This is a genomic window from Marivita lacus (genome assembly GCF_014637725.1).
GTDB classification, from domain to species: Bacteria; Pseudomonadota; Alphaproteobacteria; order Rhodobacterales; family Rhodobacteraceae; genus Marivita; species Marivita lacus.
Genome location: NZ_BMFC01000015.1, coordinates 23417 through 45711, shown reverse-complemented (window position 1 = coordinate 45711; position 22295 = coordinate 23417). Strand labels below are relative to the sequence as shown.

The 22295-nt window shown below is 55.0% G+C and carries 20 protein-coding genes; 8 read left to right on the top strand and 12 right to left on the bottom strand.

Annotation, left to right across the window (positions count from 1 at the left end; genetic code table 11):
• Positions 1 to 16: 16 nt before the first annotated feature.
• Both IEV82_RS19835 and IEV82_RS19830 read left to right on the top strand, forming a co-directional pair.
• Positions 17 to 1597 (top strand): zinc ribbon domain-containing protein, encoded by a 1581-nt coding sequence (locus IEV82_RS19835; protein WP_188483822.1) that lies wholly within the window; start codon positions 17 to 19, stop codon positions 1595 to 1597.
• Between the two features lie 170 nt (positions 1598 to 1767).
• Positions 1768 to 2775, top strand: a complete 1008-nt coding sequence (locus IEV82_RS19830; protein ID WP_188483821.1) for a class I SAM-dependent methyltransferase — start codon at positions 1768 to 1770, stop codon at positions 2773 to 2775.
• Between the two features lie 44 nt (positions 2776 to 2819).
• Here the strand turns inward: IEV82_RS19830 and IEV82_RS19825 are convergent, their stop codons facing one another.
• The 3 genes from IEV82_RS19825 to IEV82_RS19815 all read right to left on the bottom strand — a co-directional run bounded on the left by IEV82_RS19825 (position 2820) and on the right by IEV82_RS19815 (position 5045).
• Positions 2820 to 3065 (bottom strand): putative type II toxin-antitoxin system PemK/MazF family toxin, encoded by a 246-nt coding sequence (locus IEV82_RS19825; protein ID WP_188483820.1) that lies wholly within the window; start codon positions 3063 to 3065, stop codon positions 2820 to 2822.
• Complete coding sequence (locus IEV82_RS19820) at positions 3053 to 3307, bottom strand: type II toxin-antitoxin system CcdA family antitoxin (RefSeq protein WP_188483819.1); 255 nt, start codon at positions 3305 to 3307, stop codon at positions 3053 to 3055. The genes IEV82_RS19825 and IEV82_RS19820 overlap by 13 nt, the downstream gene beginning before the upstream one ends.
• 706 nt (positions 3308 to 4013) lie before the next feature.
• Positions 4014 to 5045, bottom strand: coding sequence for an AI-2E family transporter (locus tag IEV82_RS19815; protein WP_188483818.1), 1032 nt, complete (start codon positions 5043 to 5045; stop codon positions 4014 to 4016).
• 230 nt (positions 5046 to 5275) lie between these two features.
• Here IEV82_RS19815 and IEV82_RS19810 point away from each other — a divergent pair, with 230 nt between their 5' ends.
• Entirely contained in the window at positions 5276 to 7066 is a 1791-nt protein-coding gene (locus tag IEV82_RS19810) for an acetate--CoA ligase family protein (protein ID WP_188483817.1), read from the top strand.
• A gap of 114 nt (positions 7067 to 7180) precedes the next feature.
• On the opposite strand, the gene IEV82_RS19805 is transcribed toward IEV82_RS19810, so the two are convergent.
• On the bottom strand, positions 7181 to 8347 hold the full coding sequence (locus IEV82_RS19805) for a peptidoglycan glycosyltransferase FtsW (RefSeq protein WP_188483816.1): 1167 nt from the start codon (positions 8345 to 8347) through the stop codon (positions 7181 to 7183).
• A 312-nt stretch (positions 8348 to 8659) separates the two neighbouring features.
• On the opposite strand from IEV82_RS19805, the gene IEV82_RS19800 reads away from it, so the two are divergent.
• The gene (locus tag IEV82_RS19800; protein WP_188483815.1) at positions 8660 to 9598 is read left to right on the top strand and encodes a C40 family peptidase; all 939 of its coding nucleotides are present in this window, start codon (positions 8660 to 8662) and stop codon (positions 9596 to 9598) included.
• Positions 9599 to 9886: 288 nt separating this feature from the next.
• Here the strand turns inward: IEV82_RS19800 and IEV82_RS19795 are convergent, their stop codons facing one another.
• The 5 genes from IEV82_RS19795 to IEV82_RS19775 form a co-directional block, all read right to left on the bottom strand.
• A complete protein-coding gene (locus IEV82_RS19795) occupies positions 9887 to 10501 on the bottom strand; it encodes a UPF0149 family protein (protein ID WP_188483814.1) in 615 nt (204 codons plus the stop codon).
• A gap of 30 nt (positions 10502 to 10531) precedes the next feature.
• On the bottom strand, positions 10532 to 11020 hold the full coding sequence (locus tag IEV82_RS19790) for a hypothetical protein (RefSeq protein WP_188483813.1): 489 nt from the start codon (positions 11018 to 11020) through the stop codon (positions 10532 to 10534).
• A gap of 57 nt (positions 11021 to 11077) precedes the next feature.
• Positions 11078 to 11335: a hypothetical protein gene (locus tag IEV82_RS19785; protein WP_229747931.1), complete on the bottom strand. Its 258-nt coding sequence runs from the start codon at positions 11333 to 11335 to the stop codon at positions 11078 to 11080.
• Between the two features lie 369 nt (positions 11336 to 11704).
• Positions 11705 to 12136: a hypothetical protein gene (locus IEV82_RS19780; protein WP_188483811.1), complete on the bottom strand. Its 432-nt coding sequence runs from the start codon at positions 12134 to 12136 to the stop codon at positions 11705 to 11707.
• Complete coding sequence (locus tag IEV82_RS19775) at positions 12124 to 12417, bottom strand: hypothetical protein (protein ID WP_188483810.1); 294 nt, start codon at positions 12415 to 12417, stop codon at positions 12124 to 12126. Before IEV82_RS19775 ends, IEV82_RS19780 begins: the two co-directional genes overlap by 13 nt.
• A 487-nt stretch (positions 12418 to 12904) precedes the next feature.
• Here IEV82_RS19775 and IEV82_RS19770 point away from each other — a divergent pair, with 487 nt between their 5' ends.
• Together IEV82_RS19770 and IEV82_RS19765 are read left to right on the top strand one after the other, a co-directional pair.
• Entirely contained in the window at positions 12905 to 14650 is a 1746-nt protein-coding gene (locus IEV82_RS19770) for an ABC transporter ATP-binding protein (RefSeq protein ID WP_188483809.1), read from the top strand.
• Positions 14651 to 14830: 180 nt separating this feature from the next.
• Positions 14831 to 15223, top strand: a complete 393-nt coding sequence (locus tag IEV82_RS19765; RefSeq protein ID WP_188483808.1) for a hypothetical protein — start codon at positions 14831 to 14833, stop codon at positions 15221 to 15223.
• Positions 15224 to 15328: 105 nt separating this feature from the next.
• On the opposite strand, the gene IEV82_RS19760 is transcribed toward IEV82_RS19765, so the two are convergent.
• Positions 15329 to 15949: a response regulator transcription factor gene (locus IEV82_RS19760; RefSeq protein WP_188483807.1), complete on the bottom strand. Its 621-nt coding sequence runs from the start codon at positions 15947 to 15949 to the stop codon at positions 15329 to 15331.
• Between the two features lie 1416 nt (positions 15950 to 17365).
• Between IEV82_RS19760 and IEV82_RS19755 the strand changes: the two genes are divergently transcribed.
• Complete coding sequence (locus tag IEV82_RS19755) at positions 17366 to 21142, top strand: beta strand repeat-containing protein (RefSeq protein ID WP_188483806.1); 3777 nt, start codon at positions 17366 to 17368, stop codon at positions 21140 to 21142.
• A gap of 435 nt (positions 21143 to 21577) precedes the next feature.
• Here IEV82_RS19755 and IEV82_RS19750 read toward each other — a convergent pair whose 3' ends face one another.
• The gene (locus IEV82_RS19750; RefSeq protein WP_188483805.1) at positions 21578 to 21748 is read right to left on the bottom strand and encodes a hypothetical protein; all 171 of its coding nucleotides are present in this window, start codon (positions 21746 to 21748) and stop codon (positions 21578 to 21580) included.
• A gap of 109 nt (positions 21749 to 21857) precedes the next feature.
• Complete coding sequence (locus tag IEV82_RS19745; protein ID WP_188483804.1) at positions 21858 to 22049, bottom strand: DUF6447 family protein; 192 nt, start codon at positions 22047 to 22049, stop codon at positions 21858 to 21860.
• 26 nt (positions 22050 to 22075) lie between these two features.
• On the opposite strand from IEV82_RS19745, the gene IEV82_RS19740 reads away from it, so the two are divergent.
• Positions 22076 to 22282: a hypothetical protein gene (locus IEV82_RS19740; RefSeq protein ID WP_188483803.1), complete on the top strand. Its 207-nt coding sequence runs from the start codon at positions 22076 to 22078 to the stop codon at positions 22280 to 22282.
• The last annotated feature ends 13 nt before the right edge of the window (positions 22283 to 22295 follow it).

The following is a 22295-nucleotide window of genomic DNA, read 5'->3' as shown; positions in this document are numbered from 1 at the left end:
GGCCAATATTCATTGCATGAAGCGCTGCGACCACCTTCCAATCTGCGACACCAACCCGGGCAAGATCCGGGCGCTTCGCGAAGTGCTTCGTGCCTTCCGTCGTGCGGCGCCCGATATGGCAGCCGACCAATGGCAGCGGTTCTATCAAACTGGTCGCTTCAACAAGATGGTCTCGGCCGAGGCAGAGGCGCGCTCCGCGCGATTGTCCCGGTCGAAGGCGGCCATCGGTGCGGCGCGCATGCAGATGCTGCGCTATCAGGTGGTTGGCCAGCTCGAGAGCTTCATCGAGAACCGGGCAAACGACTTCCGCGATGCGGTCGCCAAATCCAGCGTCGATGACGCAACGCGCCATCAGCTGCTGACCGTCAACAAGATGCATGCATGGTTCCGATCGGAGCCGGTCTTCATGGGAAAGTCCAAGACCAAGCCGGGTATCCTGATCGAAGACGATGTCCGCCACCTTGCTCGATCGATCATGCGGGCCGTGCTGTCGCACCACCGGCGACCGCGGTTCCATCGCCTGAACCCCTGGATCGACCAGCGCCAGGCGACGATCGGCAAAGCCGAGACAGCCGGCCACGCGCCCATGTGGGTCGGTATCCGCGGGATGTGTCCCGAGATCGGAAAGAATGGTCGTCCGAAGAAAACTCAAGGCACCATCCAGGTGCCCCTCCAGAGCTACGCCTGGTTCGAGAACCGTGGCGGTGAGATCGCAAAGACCGTCCAGCTCATCGAGCGCGGCGCGGACCGCGGCCGGCCGGGCGAGATCGTTATCGCGGTTGTGTCTAACATGGAAAAGCCCTTTGGCGAGAGCCAGATGGCCTACCAGCCCTTGTGTGAAGAGCTCTCGCTCGACTTCGGTCTCTCGGCGATGTTCGCCACGCCTGACGGGGATTTGCTGGGCCGCTCGTGGTTCGATCAGATGAAGAAGCATGACGACCGCATCGCCGGCCTCGCGCGCCGCCTGCAAAAGCAAGGCATCCGCCCCAATCAGTCGGCGCGCTACCGCGCCCGGGTCGCCGCCTTCCGCGGCTTTCTCAAGACGGAGATCGGTCGGGTGCTGAACCGGTTGATCCAGATGAAGCGGCCCGCGCATGTGGTGATCGAGAAACTCGACTTCCGGGCACCGGGCCTGTCGAAGCGCCTCAATCGCATTCTCGCGCGATCGGGCCGCAAAGTAATCCGGGAGAAGCTGCAAGATCTGGAAGAGCGCTTCGGTATCACCTTTACAGAGGTGAACCCGGCTTATTCTTCACAGACGTGCTCTGGCTGTGGCTTCGTCGCAAAGACGAACCGCCGCTCCCAGTCGAAATTCTCGTGCCACGCCTGCGGACATGAGATCAATGCTGACGTGAATGCAGCGCGCAATCTGGAAAGCGGACGTTCTGCTTTCGATCGGACGGCGCGTATCACGAAGGCAGAGAGCCTCCGGCTGACGGTAGAACGTCATCTGGAGCGTATCACCACCGGGGATCGGGTGATCTCCGCCAAGGTGCTTGGCAGTCCATACTACCGGACCGCTGCGGCAGCCCTGGACACCCTTCTGGCACGGAAACTCAGACCACCAGATGTGGTAGCTGATGTGTCAGCGGGATAATCACCATAATTAGAGTCCAAGGGGTTGATAGTCGTCGGTTTCGTAGTCAGTTTGTGCCCGCGACCGGTCCTGCCGAATGAACAGCCTGAAACACGTGCAGGCGGCGAGTGCTTTGGCGAAGACCGCCAAAGTCGGCAGATCACGGAGAATGTCGGCTTTGGGCGGGTAAGATGGAAGAATTCAAGTCGCGGTGCGAGAGCATCGGGGACGTAGTAGAGACTCACGGGCCGTGGTCTGCCATGGCGGTCAAGCTTGGCCCCGACAGATACACCAAACCGGACCAGGCCGATCATCGCCTCCGCCGGATCATGCAAGTTGCTGTCGATGCGGTCGGAAAGCCGCTTGATCAATGCCGCGTTCTGGACCTTGCCTGCCTTGAGGGCCACTACGCCATTGAATTCGCCCTTCACGGAGCATCCGCCGTGGGTATCGAATTACGTGAAGCCAACATCGAGAAGGCCGCCTTTGCCGCCAAATCTCTGAATCTGGACAACGTCAAATTCTACATGGACGACGTGAACAACCTGAGCGCCGAGCGCTACGGGATGTTTGACATCATCATCTGCTCCGGCATCCTTTACCATCTTCGAAGCACGGATGCGTGCGCACTCATCGAACGGATGCGCACCTGCTGTCGCGGTATCGTGATCCTTGATACGTTCATTTCCACTCACGCCGACGAGATTGTTGATCTCAACGGGCGCAGGATTTCCGGCTCAGGCTATGTCGAGCATGATGCCCGCGCGACAAAAGAAGAGAAACTGGCAGATCTTTGGGCGTCTGTGGAGCACAATGAAAGCTTCTGGCTCTCAGAAGCGTCTCTGTTCAACGTCATGCAAGATAGCGGGTTCTCCAGCTGTACTGAAATCATGACGCCCTTTCATCCAGGACACTCCTTCGATCGCCGCACGTATTTGGCGTTCTGCGGAAAACGCGTAAAGATATTGTCGTCGGATGCGACGGATATCGAAAAGGCGCCCGATGTCACGGACAGAAATTCCAGCAACATACATCCCAGCCAGGTTCGACGACCCATGTTCTTCAAGGTCGCCAAGAGGATTATTCCGCAGAAAGTCAAGGATGCCATAAAGCCCTCGTTACGAAAGATGGGGCTGCTGAATACCTCTGGCATTCCCGACTACCTTGAGCAGAAGACAGGTGGCCCGAAAGCCAAATAGGCCCGCCACTCTTCGCCAAGGGATACCGCATCACAGCTTGCCATTCACCGACAGCAGCACCGCCAGAAGCGCGCCGGGATGGGGACTGCTGCGCCCGCAATCAGGCGTGTCGCAAGCACCAGGCGCCTGCCATCGTGTTGAAGTTCAGGGTTCAGATGGCGCACCGCAGGGTAGCCGGAGAGCAGTGGAATGACGACGACAGAGGCATCGGGCGGCAGAAGGTCGCTTTCGACAAGGACCATGGAGACACCCTTGTATTCCGCAACATCAAAGCGGGTCAGGGTTTCCAAGAAGAACCGCCTGGCGCCGTGATAATGTCGGCCAGCGGATGCCCATGACGCTCGTGCCAATCCGATTGGGCCTCAAATGCGTCTGCGTTCTCAGCGAGCCACGTCTTGCGTCGAGCTTCGATGACCGCCTTGATGAGAGCCGCCTCGGCCACTGCGGAGACGTTGATCCCAAGCTCCCTTGCGCCATCAAGCGCCTCGGCATCAAGTGTCAGAGAGGTCTTGCGCTTCGTCGTAGCCACCATACGACCACACTACTTATCGATACCGTCAAAATATACCGTAGTGCGGCACTGCGCAAGCTTGGCAGAACACAAGCCCGGATCGACCAACACGATTTGAGGACATGGCCGGACGGATCATAAAGAAATTGAAAGTTCAACGTTTCGGATCATCACAGCAAAAAACTTTCTCATCATATTTACTGCCGCATGCAACCAGACAGGGAAATAAAAAAGCCCTGACCATAGGTCAGGGCAGTAGATGAGAGCGGAATGCGGTAGATTTCCGCTGGCAATATCGAATCAATACATCATGTTTTTTTTAGGTCAATGGCCTAGATACCCAAATCCACTATAAATACAAAATGCATATTATTTTTATTCTATTTATGCATGATAGAATATATTAAGATATACAAAAAAATATTATACCTTTTTTATATTCAAAAAAATCTTACCAGACGCTATTGCGTTATTGGCACAAATCTTCAATTGACCTTAGGTTACTTTCTGTAGGTGGGTTACCAGCAGTTCGAACACCTGCTTCTGCTGACGCATCCTGTACCCCATACAGCCGACCCACCTACAACCGATTTCGATCGACGCATGGCACCCCGTGAGGGGACAGTTGTTCATAGCTCTGCTTTTCCCCTGTTTCTGAGGTGGGCAGGATAGGATGGTGGTTTGGGATATTCACCGCAAACGCAGCAATGGATGGTGAACAGCCCTCTCAGAGCTTGCCATTTGCCGACAGGAGCACCGCGATGGGCCTGGTGGTTTTCAGCTCGGCAAAGACCAGCACAAGGCTCACCGTCAGCGGCACCGCCAGAAGCGCGCCGGGCAGGCCCCAGAGCGTGCTCCAGAACGCCAGCGCCAAGAGCACCACGAAGGGGCTGAGGTTGAAGGCCCGGCCCATCATGCGCGGCTCCAGCACGAAGGCCACGAAAATCTGCGCCGCCGTCAGCGACACCATCACCGCGCCCGCCATCGACAGCGTGCCGAACTGCGCAAGGCTGAGCAGCACCGGGAAGATCACGCCGATCATCGAGCCGATATAGGGGATGTAGTTCAGGAAGGCGATCAGCACCGCCCAGAACAGCGCGAACTCGATCCCCAGCAGCAGCATGATGACAAAGGACAGACCGCCGAGGATGACGTTGATCACGGTCTTGACGAAGAGGTACTGCCCGATCCGTTCGTTGATCCGCGACAGGAGCTGGATGGCGCGGCCGCCCATCTCCTCGTCCCCCATGGCGATCATGACCTTGCGCGCCATCACGCCGCGTTCGGCGATGAAGAAGCTGGAATAGAGCACCACCAGAAACAGCGTGATCCCGAAGCCGCGCAGCGACAGCAGCGCCGGCGTCATCCACGCCCGGATATCCATCTGGTCCAGCGTGGCGCGGCGCAGGTTTTCCCAGGTCGGTTCATCCTCGATCCCCAGAAGGCTCGCGTTGCGGCTGATGAGCTGTTCGAGATTGCTCTCGTATTGCGGCAGGATCGCCACCACCTGCACGAGGTTGTCGATTACAAGGATGAAGAGCAGCACCACCACGATGGTGAAGAGGATCAGGATCAGACCCCGTCGCGCCCAGTCGGGCAGTCGCCCCAGCACCGGCACGGCCTTCATGCTCGCCGCTGCGGTCGACAGGATATAGACCGAGATCACGGCCGCAAAGACCGGCAGCAGGATGGGCTTGCCGATCCAGAGCAGCCAGCCCAGCATCAGGGTCAGTGCCGTTGCGTATGTTGCGCTGCGCATAAGTCGTCCAGGGCTGGGGGTTCCGTCGTCGCACCATCACGAAGTGTCCGGCCGGGAGTGTCAATCACTTGGGAGGCAAACGCCGGTGTTCTCTGAGAGTTTTTCCGGTCGGTGCGTGAAACATCAACCGCGTAGAACAGGCGCTTGCACACGAAAGGTGATCCCCGGATAAGCTCTGCCTGAAATAGCTTGCTCACGAACGCCACTGCTTGGTGCAAAGGAAGAGATGAATGCTCGAGATTCCCGGATACAGCCACGCGTCGACACAGCCGGTTTGCGTGATCGGCATGACTCTTCCCGACAGTCTGTCCTTTGATCATCCATCGGTTGACGCGTTTCTGTCGAACGGATTTCTTGTGAATGAACTGCCCTTCGGAAACGACGATGACAGGGTCAGGGCGCTCTGCGACAGGATCTCGTTTCTCGCGAATTCATTGCTGCAAGCGATCAAGGTTCCCGTATTCGAGCAGGCAAAAATCGTGGAGCTCCATTACAATCAGGAAAAGCGGGCACATCGCGTGCGCCTGCTTGCGCCAACGGTCGCCAATATTCCCCGGGAAATCGTTCTGCGCGCGCACGCCTTCGCGCTGAAGATCTTGAACGAGATGCATCCGGCCTATGATTTCGAAGCCGCTTTCGAAACCATAGATGCGGATTTTGTCAAAAAATTCAAAAGTTTCATACCGGGTGGCCTCTCAACGGTCTCGGTCATGCATGCCGCATTCAAAAACCGGGTCCCTTTCCTTCACTTGGGCGACGGCGTGTATCAGCTGGGCTGGGGATCAAAAGCGCGCCGGTTCGACCGCAGCACGAATGACAAAGATACGGCTTTGGGCAACAAGCTTGCTTCTGACAAGAGACTGACAAACCAGATCCTGCGTCAGGCCGGCTTTCCGGTACCGGGCCAGATAGCTGTCTCTTCCTTGGAAGCGGTGCAAAAAGCAGGACAGGAGCTTGGTTATCCCGTCGTTCTCAAACCAGCCAAGTTAGAGCGGGGAGAAGGTGTTACCATCGACATAGACTCCGATGACGCATTGCGGGACGCCTATCTCGAGAAACAGGAGGCATTTGAGAATCTGCTGGTGGAACAGCAGATCAGCGGCGTGTGTCACCGTATTTTCGTGGCAGGGAAAAAGGTGCGCCATGTCGTTGCGCGGCATCCCATGCATGTCCTCGGGGACGGGATACATAGCATCAGTGAATTGGCCCGGATCGAAAACGAGGCACAGCAGAAATTGGGGAAACACCGGCGTCGGCCCAAACTGGAAATCGATGAGACAAGCCTGGGGATGTTCTCGCAACTCGGTCTCGATGCTGACAGCGTCCCGACGATGGGGCTGCGCGTTCCCTTTCAGAGGATCGAGAGTGCCCAACTGGGAGGGATCGCCGAAGACTTGTTCAGCGTCACCCACTCGGACAACATCACGCTGGCAGAAGATGTCGCAGAGTTTTGCGGTCTCGATGTCATCGGTCTCGACATCATTACGGAAGACATCTCCAAGGCGTGGCACGAGAACGGCGCAAAGATCAACGAGATCAACTTTGCCCCTATGGTGTCTCCCTATCGTGACTGGGTACAAAAAGGGCTGGATACTTATGTTCAGGAAAGCTTCCCGCGACAGGGGCGCATTCCGATACACGTGTTTTCCGGTGGAGCAAATGCCTTGAGCGCCGCGCGACACTACCAGTCAGAGCTGTTTGACAAGGGAAAACCCCATTTCCTCTGCAGCCGAGATGTGACCTTGAAACCCGACGGCATGCCCTGCCCAGACGATTTGAGGGACAACCTGTTTCTCAGAGCCCATGCACTCCTGCTGAACAAAGCCGCGGAAGGCATCATTGTGGTTCTTCAGGACGAGTCGGTCCTGATGACCGGGTTTCCCTTTGACAGCGTGTCGACCAAGGTCTTCGTCGACGATCAATTCGTTTCCATGGCCACTGCCGCCCCGCTGGGGCCAGACGTCAGAGAGCGGATCGCGCAGGCGGTGGATCAATTGCCCGTACTCGATGGGGTGGCATGACCCATACCTGCGCGTTTGCATGATCTGCGTGCGGCTTACCCGTGGCTCTAAATCTGCGCGCCGTACATGCAGGCATAGAGCCCTTCCTGTGCCAGGCCCCTCGGCCCGGCACCGTCAGCGCAGCCGTCTTCGCAAGATGTCTTCAACATCACCTTGAGGACGCGTGCGCGTGCAGACCAAAAGCATGCCCAAGGCCAAGCCTCCGGCGATCAAAGATGACCCACCGTAGCTGATGAACGGAAGCGTAAGTCCCTTGGCCGGCAAGAGCCGTACGGCCACTGCAATATTGATCATTGCCTGTGCGCCAAACATGCAAGCAAGGCCACTGCCGGCAAAACGGATGAACGGATCACGTTCGCGCATCAACCGCACCAACGACCGAATGACGATACCGGCGTAAAGCGAAATAATGACAAGAACCAGCACCAGACCATATTCTTCGGCAGCAACTGCAATTATGAAATCTGTATGCGCATCAGGAAGCGACCATTTCACCTGCCCCTCACCCACCCCAAGACCAAATATCCCACCACTGCGGATTGCGTTGATGGCGTAACCAAGCTGCGTTGTCGGGTCAATTTCCTGGCTGAGAAATCCATCGATGCGAAACGCAAAATGTTCGGAATTCCGATATGCGATCTTGCCCCCAAAGATCACTAATCCTGCAACAACCGTCAGTATAAATATCGATGCACCAGATATGAAATACATAACTCCCCAGCCAAATAGCACCAAGGCAGCCTGGCCAAAATCAGGTTGTAGAGCCAATATGAGAACAATACTGACAGTCAGAAAAAAAGAAAAGGCTGCTCCGGGTGGTCCGTTCGGCTCAAGCCTTGCAGCAAGAAACCACGCAATCACGATCACAAATGTTGGTTTCAGGAATTCCGATGGTTGAACGGACGCAAATCCAAGAGAATACCACCGCACCGCCCCCTTGCCGAAATCCGTGCCCAGAAACGGAAGCAATACGAGCGCAACAAAGGCTGCAATAAATCCGACAACCGCGAAACGACGAATGGTGACCGGATCAAGCAGGGAGACGACGACCATCACTGCCAGTGCCAGACCACCAAACACCAGCTGTCGCTGAACATAATGAAAATTTGCAAAGCCGTTTCTCTCGGCCAAGGGTGGTGATGCCGCAAAATTCAGCAAGACACCAATACCGAATAAAGCCAGGACACTCAATAAAGTCCATCTGTCGACTGTCCGCCACCACTTGGGAAAGAGCGGCTCTCCTGTGTATCTCTCCAATTCGCGATGGACCATTTCTGTCATTATTTACTCATTCTGCGCCAGGACAGTCGTAAAACATCAGCATCCTGGATGACACTCTGAATCATTCAGATTCCCAGATCAGAAGTATCTTCAATAATCTGATTTCGTTTCTAGATGATCATTAGCTAGAACTATCTTGATTTTTGAGAGTTTTTGACTCTGCCAAGACCATCAAAACACGCGATGTAAATTTTACCACATCGCAGGACTGCATGGCGATATACGAATAATATTTATTTTGACAATTTTGCGCGGTTGTAAATCAACAAAGATCAATGTCTTGCTAAACTGCCAAAACCTGAGGAGTTAAATATGTCACCCTATGCCATCGCCCAAACCTATATTGGGATCGCGGACGGCTTGGGCCCTGAAGACAATCCGATTGTCATGAACATATATGCCTCGGTTGGCCATGACTGGGTCGAACATGACACTGTTGCATGGTGCGCTGCCTTTGTCGGACATTGCCTGGAGCGTTCAGGCCTTCGTTCGACCCGGAAGTTGAATGCACATTCCTACCTCTCCTGGGGCGTACCGGTCGATCTAGAGGATGCACAACAAGGAGATGTTGTCATCTTTGCACCTGGAAACACCCATTATTGGCAGGGTCACGTCGGCTTCTTTGTTCGCACTGTCGGCGCGTCGATTGAGGTACTTGGGGGCAATCATGGCGAAGAGGTCAGCGTGCGCCGCTATTCCAAACCGCGTCTTTTGGGCGTTCGCCGCTCGGGGGATGTGGTACAAGCCACCACTCCGGACGTTCAGGACGTACAATCCAGCCTTCAGCGTCTTGGCTACCATGAGGTCGGAAACCGCGACGGCGTGATCGGGTCGCGGACCCGCAGTGCACTTCTTGCATTTCGCGCCGACAACGATCTGCCGCTGGTCCCGATCATTGATGTGGCACTGACAGACGCATTGGAGAGGGCCCAACCTCGACCCGTCGCCCCCGAGCGGGCGTCAGGCAAACCTGTTGGCAGTCGGATTCTCGCCGCCGCCAACGCCCAGATCGGGTTGGGCGTCCTGGGCGCGATCGGAACACTCGGAAACCTGATCATTGCGTCGGCAACGGGCGACACTGGACCCTCACAGGCCCAAAACGGTTCCTTGAAGGACCTTGCATGGCTCGCAGACTGGCTACCGACCATGATGCCCTGGTTCGGATTGGCAACGTTTATCGGGGTCATTCATTTTGCCGTGAAAACCCGCACAGCCCGCATTCAGGATCACCAAGCAGGGAAAACGCCCTGAGGGCTTTCAGAGACTTTTCAGGCAAGATCCAGCGCAGCCCTGTCTGCGCCTTGGAATAGATTTTGGGTCCAGACAGGCTCAGCTAATCGGGGCTGACGGTCACCGTGTCACACCCGCATCCTGCAGCCAGACTGACGGCGCAATCCGCGGCTGAGTGTTGCGCTCCACAATATGCACCCAGCATCGCCAACACCCCAATCGAGGCACGGCATGTCGGGGTGGTATGTACCGTTCAAGACGCGTGCGCGATGTACAAAGTCATAACGATCACCAATCCGGACCTGGAGATCAACACACCAAATTGCCTGGTTTGTTCGGCGCATTGGCTGCTTGAGCCTGACTCCGGTCAGGCCTGGAGCACCGCGCGATGCGCATGATGCAGGACGGGATAATTTCACATGCAGAACTGTCTATCGCATCAATCTCTGAGCACGAAAGCCGGCTTTTGCCGGTATAAATGTCATGCAACGCCTGCAGGAACGCCATGATGCTCTGCACAGCCTCATCCGCCTGCTCGAAAAACGCCTGCCATGCCACGGGTCGCAGCGCGGTTGCGCGCATGAACCCATCAATCCACGGCTCCCACACACATGGCTTGCCTGTCCCGAGGGCTTCAAAAACTGGCTGTATCTGGGCCAACCTCGCCATATCTGCCGCCACAACATCAAAATGCGCAAGCACGGCGTCAATGGTCACCTCTGCCGTATGCTGATCCGGAAAATGAGCATCTTGGGTCGCCCCCCAGACATGAGGCAACCATTCCGAAGGCGCGACATCGACAGGACAGACAAGAATGCCGGTCACAAACCCATCATACTCGCTCAGGGTCATCGGCAAATTGCCTTGCGGCAAAGCTTGAAACACGCTGTTGAGGTAGTCGATATGATATTTTGAATGTGGCATGATGATCTTGTCACGGTGATTTACAGCAGATCATGTGCGCACGGGATCGGATCGCATGAACTCAAGAGCATCGATCGCCTCTTCGAAAATCTTGATGTATCCCTGTTTTACATCTTCCGACATATCCTTGCCACCGCGCGTGACTTGAAGGGCTGCGGCCAGCATATGGTACAGCGCGAACCCATTGTCCGGATCGGCAATCACCCTTTCCCCCAACAAGACGTGAATCAGGATTTTTTGGGCCATCACCTGGCCTGACAGGTACTCAGTGTTTATGGATTGGGTCACTGAATTGTCTCCGACAATTTGATGAATGTCTTTCTTGTGGTCCCGATCGGTGTTTGCGATCCGCATCGATGCGCGCGCATTTTTCGACGAGGTGACCGCCAGATTGGCCGGGCCAATCTTTTGTGCACCCCGCACCAACATGCCGACCGTGCGCGACACGCGCATGTGTGTGCGGCTCTGGTCGACAGGGACCGGCATGCCCTTCTCATCTTCCTTGCAAAGATCAGTCATCGGCGCTCCCGCATGTCCTTTTGCACCGATCCCCCACGGAAAATCGGCCCGCAGATCTCATTTGCGGGCAGGATCCAGCCGCATGCACTCAAGGGCTTCGATCGCCTCTTCAAGAATTTCGATACATCCCAGCTGCTCGTCACCAGACCCATCGTTGCTGCGACGCACGTTTCGAAGGGCAGCGGTCAGCGCGTCGCGCAACCCAAGCCCATCTTCCGGATCGTCAATCACACACTCGCCGAACAAGACATGAATCAGGGTGTTCTGGGCCATGATCTGACCCGACAGATATTCCATGGTGGCGGATTCCGTCACTGATCTGTCTCCACAGACTTGAACAGGGGCTCTTTCCATTTCAGACTCCAATCAGCTTTGTCCGACGCGAATGGCAGTTCCGAAGACCCCCGGCATCAAGGCTCCGAGTGCGGGACTTTGCCCAAGCGTCATGGCAACCATCCTGCGCATCTCCGAGCGCCATGGCTGCGCAAAGAGGAAGGGGACGTGGTTTTCCACTGGTGTCCCACATATCGCAGACGCGACTGATGTCGCACATCGACATCACATATGACGGCAGCAATTTTCTCTTCAGAACAGATACGTCCAAGGTCTTCAGCATGTGGAGCAGACTGCCGAAAGGCGACAATCCCAGATTGATTTTGCATGTTCAGATCATCAGGACTGTCATCACGATCCCAGGCGTGCAGGGGTCGATGGGCTCGGCATCGGATCATTTATGCGGCTTCTGGAAAATATCCGGGCCATGGGATTTTCTCTTGGGATGAGATCGGACCGCTTGCCCCAAACGGAGATGTACACGGTGTTCAGCCTGTTTCGGTTGAGATGGGGAAACTCGATCTCAACCACGCGAACACGCAGAGGGGCTTGCCGCTCCAGTGCGGGCACCAGCATGCGAGAAGATTGCATGTCAAGCACTCCAAGACGCCGCCGACGCCGTTTGCCCAGACCAAATGGCAGGCGCGACGGGAGGCTCACATAGGCCGAAACAACCTCGTCAGCATCGCACAGAAGCATGACAGTATCTCCAGGCGACACGCCTGCAGAATGTGGGTCCAGCTCCAATCGTGCAAGCGCAACTTTATGAATCAATGCTTCCACGTATGTCTCCAGATGTTGGGAGAAACCGACAGGCCCTCCTGAGGTGTGGCTTCGATATCAACCCTGCTGAGGGCCAGCGCGAGGGGCATGCCGGGCGGCACAGTGCAGACAGCCCTGCCTTCGCAGAGCGCAGAGTTGATGTTCTTTTTCGTGGCGGAAGGATTGCGGATGTTCAGAACAGCATTTTTTTCCATCTCTGCAGCACAGATCACCTGCCTGCATGCATCGGGCATGGGCTGGCAGTCGATCAATTCGACCCTGTATGCCGCATGGTATTCCATGGCTGACCTCATCAAATTTTACCTGTCAAGACTAACAGACTTCAATTCTGTTTTAATTAATTCATTTTCTATTTCCACCCCTCGTTGCTGTTGTGTTGCACATTTTTTCATTTATTTTCAATATTGTATCCTAATTTACAAATAACTATAAATTGAGATATATTTAGCCCTCACTACTGAAGATATTTTATATCTTTAAATATCATTTTTTGTTCTTTTTATTCATGACTATCTTTGTGCTCTTTACCGGCGCATCAGAAAATATGACTCTGATTTGCAGTCCACCACTTATCCAGAGGAAGCTCTTTGGGCGTTCTGACCAGTCCTGGAGTCGGGCAGTTTGCAGCCTGCGGGACAAATTCAAGTGCTGACCCGCCCCAAGATTCCCTGTAGATGCCGCCCCAAGATCAATCCAGGTGCTTGCATGGCCGTGTCCAACCCCTTCTCCAGAATCCGTCCCGATGGGCAGAGACCTGAAAAGCGGCCCATGTTCAGCGAACTGGACCGCGCGAACATCTCGTGGTTCTGGCATGAATACCTGAAATCCAAGACGCCCTGGCTGTTTCTCGTACTGGGCATGATCACCGTACAGGGCATCGTCTACCAGCAGTTCCTGGCGCTGACCGAAGACGGGCTCAGGGTGATCTTCGAGAGCGGTGCATTGTCCGACCTCGTGCGGGTCTGCGGCATCGTCTTTGCGCTGTTCACCACCCGGGCTGTGATGTCCTATCTCATTCCGCGGCTGTCGGTCTGGCTGGCTTCGGGTGCGGTGATGAAAATGCGCCGTGATCTGATCGACCACCTGATGACGCTGGACCTGGCGTTTTTCGAACGCACCCAGTCCGGTGAGCTGATCCTGCGGCTGGTCAACCAGGCCGAGGGGCTGAGCCAGTTCGTGGGTCAGGCGACGGTGAACGCGGTGCGCGATGCCGCCACCATCCTGATCGTGTCGGGCTACCTGATCTACAAGTCGCCGCTGCTGTTCACGGCGGCCCTGATCATCCTGCCAACGATCCTGCTGCTGTTGCAGCACGTGTCCTCGACCATCAAGCAGATCCAGGCGACGGCGGAAAACGCGCTTGGCGCCTACATGACCGGCATCGACGAGATGTCGTCGGGCATGCGCACGGTCAAGATCGCCGGGCAGGAGCCGGTCGAGCGCGCGCGGCTGGTCCGCGCCACCGACCAGATCCGCAACATCTCGATCCGGCTGCAATCGGCCCAGGCGCTGGTGATGCCTGCGATCGACATGATGGCGGCCTTTGTCTACGTGCTGGTGATCGGTGGCGGCGGCTGGATGGTGCTGTCGGGGGATTTCGGCCTCGATGGGGCGGGGATCATCGCCTACCTGCTGGGGCTGGCCCTGATCTTCGATCCGGCGCGCACGCTTGCGAGCTTCTTTGCCAAGCTGCAGGCCAACCTGATCCTGCTCGATGGCATCCGCAGCCTCTACCGCGAAACGCCCAGCATCACCGACGCCCCGGATGCGCATGAGGCGTTCGACCGCGCCGGCGATATCGCGCTGGAGGATGTCACCTTCTGCTACGACAGCGATCACCCGCTCTTCGATACGCTGTCGATGCGCTTTGACGGTGGCAAGGTGACGGCCATCGTGGGTGCCACCGGGTCGGGCAAGACCACGGTGCTCAGCCTGCTGACCCGGCTTTATGATGCGCAAGGGGGCCAGGTGACCATCGGCGGCACGCGCATCGACCGTCTCAAGATCCGGGCGCTGCGCTCGTCGTTTTCAGTGGTGGCGCAGGATATCGTGATCTTCAACAGCTCGCTGGCCGACAACATCCGCTACGTCCGCCCTGACGCCACCGACGCGCAGGTGCGCGCCGCGGCCGAGGCCGCCGAAATCGCCGAGCTGATGGAGGCGCGCGGCGACAAGCCGTTGGGCCCCAAAGGCAGCCAGCTGTCGGGGGGTCAGAAACAGCGCATCGCCATTGCCCGCGCCTTTTTGCGGGAATCCCCGATCCTGCTCTTGGACGAGGCCACGTCGGCGCTGGACCAGAAAACCGAGGACAAGGTCAAACGCGCGCTGAACCGGCTGTCAGAAGGAAAGACCACACTCATCGTCGCGCACCGCCTGTCGGCCATCACCCATGCCGACTGGATCTACGTGCTGGATGCGGGTCGCGTCGTCGAACAGGGTACTCATGCCGACCTCCTGGCGCAGGAAGGGCTCTATGCCGGCATGTACGGCGCGCAGAAGCAAAGCTACGGGTAAAGATGCGATCGCACAGGTCGCTGCAATCAGTCGGTTGGTGCTTGCAGCATCTTGTTGCCGTTGCCCGGAAAATTCACCTGCCCCGGCTGTGCAATTTTCTGGAACCAACTCTCTGGTCATGCGTTGCTTGGTTCGAGCCCTCTGTGGCTATTGGAGAAATAAAGAAGGGATATTGGCGTCATGCCTGCACGCAACATGTTGATAAACCTGAAGTCCTTTGTCTCGGTTGCTGACTCGACAGGCCCGAATCTCGAGAAGAAATATCTGCCTGACTTTGAAGCCCAGCTCACACGGGATTTCGAACTGCTCCGCGCACATTTACAAGCCAACAACATGAAGACGTCGGAAGATCTCGCGCATAAATGCGTCGGTATATGCGAAGTCATGGGGGCAGAAGCCCTCGCCAAGGAACTCAGGCTCATCGAAGCCGGCTGTCGCACGCATGATGCTCTGGAACTACATGCCCTGACCAACACTCTTCATCCCATCCTGCACGATACGTGTTATCAAATGAAAACCATCTTGCACCAAATGCCAGCTGAATCTGCAGGCACAAATCCTCTGGATGGTTGATCTTCTTTTCGAAACTCGGGTTCAAAAAATATCTCACGACATGCAAGCTCGCTCCAAAACCCCATGGGGCTCATCAGCCAGATGGCATAATCCGATCCTTGGAGCTCAAACCAGCCCACTCTTCTGAGCGATCAAGACAGCTTGTGTCCGGTTTTCCGCACCCAGCTTGTGGCAGATCGATCGCACCCGCATTTTGACAGTTGTTTCAGGCAGGCTCAGGATATTGGTGATGTCCTTGTTCGAGAGACCCTCTGCAAGTTTCTTGAGAACCTCGAACTCGCCCCCGCCGATCCCGTAGCTGTCCTTGCCGATCCGACCACCCCCGAAGGTGAAGAAATTCGCCGGGACAAACTTCTGACCTGTCGCAATGAACTTCAAGGCGCTGGAAAGCGCATCAACCGAAAATGTTTTGGGGATAAAGCCAGAGACGCCAACATCCAGACAATTCTGTACAAAAGTCTCAGACACAGTACCAGAAAAGATGACAACCCGACCGTTTGCATTCAAATCAACAATCTTTTTGACTTCCTGAAGACCCACAGCCTCAGGCAAAACGATATCCAGCATGACGATATCGAAATTGTCTTTTTCTGTTATTTCTTGGATCGCCTGCTCCAAAGATGCTGCGCATGTCACAGAAAATGCTTTGGTGGCTTCCAGACTTTCGGAAATCAACTCCAATATCAACTGGTGATCATCAACCAGTAGGATACTTGTATTCTTCATCGATCAGGCACCTTTTTACCGCATACTGTAATATCCGAACGGATATTGTATCGCTGCTTCGGCTAAAAGATATGTTGCTACGAAGATAAATTGTAAATACCACATTTTTACATATATTTCCACAAACAAAAATCTTTCGATAGACTTCACACATTTATGTCCTATCATCGCTGTCAAAATTATGAAGATCTCAAAACCGGCTCAACGGGGTCAACCATATGAGACATTCGGTTCTCATAGAGTTGCCCCTTGGTAAACATACCACAATCGAACGCCTCAATGAGTTCGACACTCATTCTGCAGCCTCCTCAACGAGGCACGTGTGCCGGCACTGCAGGTCCTTTAACAGCCCGGTCCGAACAGGGTCGAAGACCTCAAGCCAGACGCTGATCTGGAACAACACCCCCCATCGAACGTGGCTGGGAAAGCATCGGGTTGTCGCGCGATGCATTACAATGTTCTTACGGTGAAATCCAGTTTTACGAGATGTTGCCCTAACCAAATCGATTTCGCGGCCGAGCTTGCCGGAGTGGGACGACGCGTCATCTGCGAGACATGGAACGATCGGCAATGTCAGTGCGGCTGAAACACAGGCATTCACAGAGCGCGATGGGCGGCTCCTGGGCCTGAGCAGAGGCAAGGTCAGGTGCATCCCGAGCGCCAGCAAATCGGTGCGATGGATGGCTGAGGGACGCAGATGTCGAAGGCGGCTGCCGCATGGATGCCATCCTCGCCTCCAGCTGTCAGAGCGTGCACCACCTCGAGCTGGAAGAGCAATCCATGCGCAAAGCCACTCCCAAAAAAATGGATGAGGAAATATCTCACGCCTGAGACCGGAAACATTCTGCGATCCGGCAAAGCGCCACAGGTGAGAGGGTTCCCAAAAACGCGGATATGCTGGGAATCGGATCGATCTGCCTGTTGTCAATCCGAACACAACGATACCTGATGGACCTGCTTCAAGTTTCTATATTTCGGAATCTTCAGGTGCCGAATGGATGGAGCGGCAAGAATCTCGGAGCCCGGCGACCCGCACTGATTCACGGTGAGCTCAACGAGCTTAAAATAAAAAGATATATCATAAATAATAAAGTATATTATAAATATATTTATTTTTCAATTTTGGTCTTAAAATGAGTTTCTTCAATATAGTGACTTAAAGAGATTACCACAAAAATTCACATTTTTCTTTTTAAAACAATTATTTAGTGAATTTTAAGGTATGGTATATAAAACACTGTACATTTCTCTTGTGATGCAGCCCACCATCAATTAAATCCTTACGACAGTTGACCCCTCCATCTGCAAAAGCGAATGGAATTTTCGCGTGACACGCTCTCTGGGCGTGAATGGGAAGATACATGAAATCGTTCTACAGGGTGCCATTATGCCCCTCCACCAAAAGGAAACTGAACCATGGCTTTCAATCTGAACACCCTGACCGCACAACAACAAGCGGCAGCAATCTATATCGGGTATTATGATCGTGCCCCCGATCCATATGGCATGGACTTCTGGGAATCAGCGGTCACAAATCCAATTGTCTCACTCGTGGATATCGCCACATATTTTTCAGCCCAAGACGAAACCTATGCCGTGCATCCGTTTTTTGTCGCACCATCGGCAAGCGCTGCAAATGCATTCATTTCCGAGCTCTACCTGAACCTGTTCAACCGCGCCCCTGATATGGCAGGCTTGGAATTCTGGAGCGGTGTTCTTCAACAATCGATCGACGGCACTGGTCCGCTCTCGGTGGGTGAGATCATTCTTGCGATCATCGAAGGCGCTCAGAACTCCACTGCAGGTCAGGACATCACAACACTTCTGAACAAGATCGACGTCGCAAACGCCTGGACGGATGCCGCTGAGGCAGCTGGCCTGACAGGGGCCACTTCGTATGCCGACAGCGAAATCGCACAAAACAGCGCCAAATCAATCATCAACGATGTGACATTCGCATCGTCTTCCGTGGACGAGGCCAAGTCTGTCATCACAACCACCTTTGACGATTTTGTAGACAGCTCGAAATTCACACTCACCGCAGATGCGCCCTCAATCATCGAAGGCGACAGCGGAACGAAAGTGCTGGTGTTCAAAGCCACGTTGGACGAAGCACCGACCCAAGCAATTTCCGTGAATTACGAAACCCTGTCCAGCGGCACAGCTACTTCGGGCGATGACTTCGTTGCTGTGGCTGGTGTGGTCACTTTCGCTGCAGGCCAGACCGTCGCGACCGTTTCCGTGACGGTTCTTGCTGACGCAGCCTTCGAAGCTGATGAGACCATCGAGGTGAAATTCTCGGGCACCCAGCTCACAGCCGACGTGACCGCCACCGGCACTGTCACCAACGATGACCTTGATCCGCAAGCCGCTCTCGAAGCCGCGTACACCGCGGCAAAGACCACCTATGATGCTGCCGTCGCTGCAGCAGCGACCTCGAGCGCTGCCGCAACGGCCGCTCAAACCGCTGCTGATCTGGCGGAAGCAGCCGTCAACAGCTTGGAAACCGCCAACGCCTACAGCACAACTGCGCAGGCAGCACAGACAGCTGCAGCAGTCGCACAAGCCGATGCCTCTGCCGTGGTGACTGCAGCTACGGCCGTGCAAGCAGCCGCAGCGGCGACACTCTCTATTGCTGATGATGCGGACGTTTCTGGGGCCAGGGCAACAGCCCTCACGGCCAAGGCTGCCGCAGATACCGCAAAATCGGTGGCAGATGCAGAATTTGCAAACGCTGCCGCTGAAATCGTCAACTATACGGGTCAAACCTATACGCTCACCACTGGTGTTGACGTTTCAAACGTCGCCGGTACCTCTGGTAACGACACTTACATCGGTACAGACGGAACCTATACAACCGGCGACAACATCGCCGCTGGAAGTGGCACCGACCGCCTGAACCTCACGCTGACGACCGATACCGCCGCGTTGATCGACACCTCGGGCCTGGAAAACTTCTACGTACGCACCACTGCCGATACTTCTGGTGCCAACAACGCTGTTAACGCCTCCGGCTGGGCTGGCGTTGAGCAAGTCTGGAACGACCGATCTACCGCCAATCTGTCGATCGAGAACCTGACTGTCCTGCCGACAGTTGGTATAATCAACGGATCGGATATCGTCTTTACTGTTGACGTCGATGCAACGGCTGTTGATCTGTCCGGCGATACCGATGAACTGACTATCGTCGCGACCAATGCCGCTCTGGCCACTCTCGCGATCGGTGATGGCGCTGCAGTCGCAAACAGTGTTGAAGTCGTGACTATCCAGAATACCGGTGACAGCGTCATTGCGCGGATTACCGACAACGATGGCAACGTTGTTGCGAACTACGATGATATCGCAATGTCGTCCCTGACCGTCACTGGGATCGGTTCTCTGGATCTCCATGATGTCGCGGGAGCGAACACTCAGTACGCTGGCCTGACCACGGTGGACTCCACCGGTGTTGCGCTGACCCTGAGCCTGACGAACACGGCTTCAACCGCTGGTACTGACACCAATATTACCAGCACCGGTGCTGACGACGACATCATCGTCGTGGCGGCTGACGGTACCGCAAGCAACGCTGCCGTGACCACCGTTTCCCTGAGCGACGGCGACAATACGCTGAGCCTGACCAACGGTGCTTCGCTGCAAACTCTGTCTGTCACAACTGGCGATGGCGCTGACGACCTGACCATCGATCTAAGAAATGCTACAGTTGCAGGCACTGCATCCATGACTTCAGGTGCTGGTGACGACACCGTTTCGATCATCTCTGATGCCCAACAAATCCTGTCCGTCGACCTCGGTGCTGGCGACGACGTCCTGACCATCACCACGATCAACGCTGACGTTGCTGGTACCGATGCTATCGACGGTGGCGAAGGCATTGACGCCCTGCGCGGGACGTCAGCCAACCTCAACACAATCGCAACGACGGCTGCAAAGCGCGCAACCCTCGACAACTTCGAGCAGTTGGCCGTGACGGATCTGCTGGGTCACAACTTCAACCTTGTGACACTGGGTCTGGATGGGATCAGCCTGGAGGATGTCGACTCGCTTGCAGCTGACCGCACTTTGACCGTTGCCAACAATTCCACCATTTCGCTTGATCTTCTGACTAATGGTGGCGACATTGACAGCGGGAATAGCATCATTGTTGCAGTTGACGGCGCATCGGGCGCTGGCCGGAACAGCGATGTGGTTAACCTCGAAATCAATGCCGATTTCGACGGTGCTGCTGCTGACACTGTTCAGGTGGACGTAGACCTCGACTTCGTTGAAACCCTGAACTTCACAACAACCGACTCGCTTGTCGACGAAGATAACACCCTTAACGGTGGTGAAAACTTTGTATTGAACGTCGAAAGCGGTGATCGACTCTCGACAATCAACGTCATCGCCGAACTCGCAACCAGCGTGGTTGAACAAGCCAGCAACTTCACCGCGCTGAATACCTTCAACGCCTCTGGCTCTACCGGTGGTGTGACCGTTAGCCTGGCTAACGCCACACAAGGCGTGGTCGCGACTGGCGGCGACGGTGACGATGTCTTCACCGGCTCTGGCTTTGCTGACGAAATCAGCATGGACGACGGTAACGACCAGGTGACCGGTGGTGCTGGTGCTGATGAACTGAGCGGTGGAGCGGGCGACGACCAGTTCATCTTTGCAACCGGGGATTCGACCGAAACAGATATGGACTCCATTCTGGACTACCAGGCGGCCGCCGCTGCCCTTGAAAACGACACACTGGTGCTCGATAGCTCCAATGATGACGTTGGTACCGCGGATGCCGACGCCATTCTCTCGGTTGGTGCCGACATCCTTGCCAGCGACACAGTAGAAGTTCACACGGCCGACGCAGCTGGGAACCTGGTTTCGGGCGACCTGCTGGCCATTGTGACCGACGGTATCCTGACCCTCAGCGGAAGCACCGAAGACCGCGCTGCCATCAACACCCTGAGCGAGTGGATTGATGTTGCCGAGCTGGTTCTGGCATCCTACGAGACCACTGTCGGCACCGATGCAGCGGACGTCGCAGAATATGCAATCGCCTTTGAATTCGGCGGCAACACCTATGTCGTGTCCGCAACCGACGGGAACGGCGCCGCGGATGTTGCGACCGACGACGTGATACAGTTGGTAGGTGTGACGGATATCATTGCACTGGATACGACGGCCGCAGCCAATACCATCCTGATTGGCTGATCCCAATTGATGTAGATTCATCCGCAAGAATGGATTTTCAGGTAAGCCTACCAAAGCCCCCACTCAAAAGGTGGGGGCTTATTTTTCAGCCCTTACTCAGAGTTCAAGAAATTAAAATTATATGCACCTCGATTTTTTTGAATAAGGAACATATGGTTTGAACAAATAAGAGCATACAAAAAACAGAAATCATTTATATCGTGGATCAGATTTGTATCAAAACAGATGGCCGCATCTGATCACTAAAAAGCCTATTAAAATGTTGAAGTGATCTGTTCCTGTTGAATGATCAGACACAATCAGGGTATGGAATTCATGGACAAATGCGAGAGGAGCACTCACGTCCATGCTGCATCGCAAGGCATCTTTCTGATAAACAGTCAGTCTTTTTGCCGTGGACGAGCACAACGTCCACCTATCTCGATCTGATGACCTCTACTCCTGACCAATCTGACTTCCCCTCAGGGTTGAAATTATACGCTCCAGTTCACCATTTAGACGATCTATGTCACCACTGATGATCTGATACTCAAAAAGCCATTTCTTGATCTCGTAAGGCACGTCAGTGAGATCGGCCAGACCGTGATCGCCGGGTGTATCGGACATTGAGATGTACTGTGGCTTGGACTGACAACAACGAAACGTTGATCAATCAATGTTGAAACTTGGCGTGGCAGGGGCACCAGCCCCTACCCTCTCGATCAGGTTGTTCTGATCAGTTCTGTTTGGCCAGTTCAGCCTGAAGCGCCTGGGCATAGGCATTCCGGGCAGTCTGCTGGATCGCAAGTTCCTGCTGTGTGGCAGCAATCTTCTGATCGACAACCTGCAGGTTCATCAGCTGCGCTTTCGCTGCTTCGGAAAGTGTTTCGGTATCATAGTCAGTGCCATCAATCTTGATCATCGGCATGGATATCTCCTTCTTCGGGTTTGTGGATGGAAAGCGGTGGTCCAACAACGTCGGAAGTCACCAAAATTCCTTTGCGCAGATTTGCGCAAGCCATTGTTTTGAATATGTTTATAGCGATTTTACTTGAGCTGCAACAGTCTGGAAACCGCATGAAGCCGAGTATGCAGACACATGCTGTAGATGCTGTAGATGCTGGTCTGTGGCTTCAATCGCCGATGATCGTGGTCAAATGAGTTCCTGTGGTTA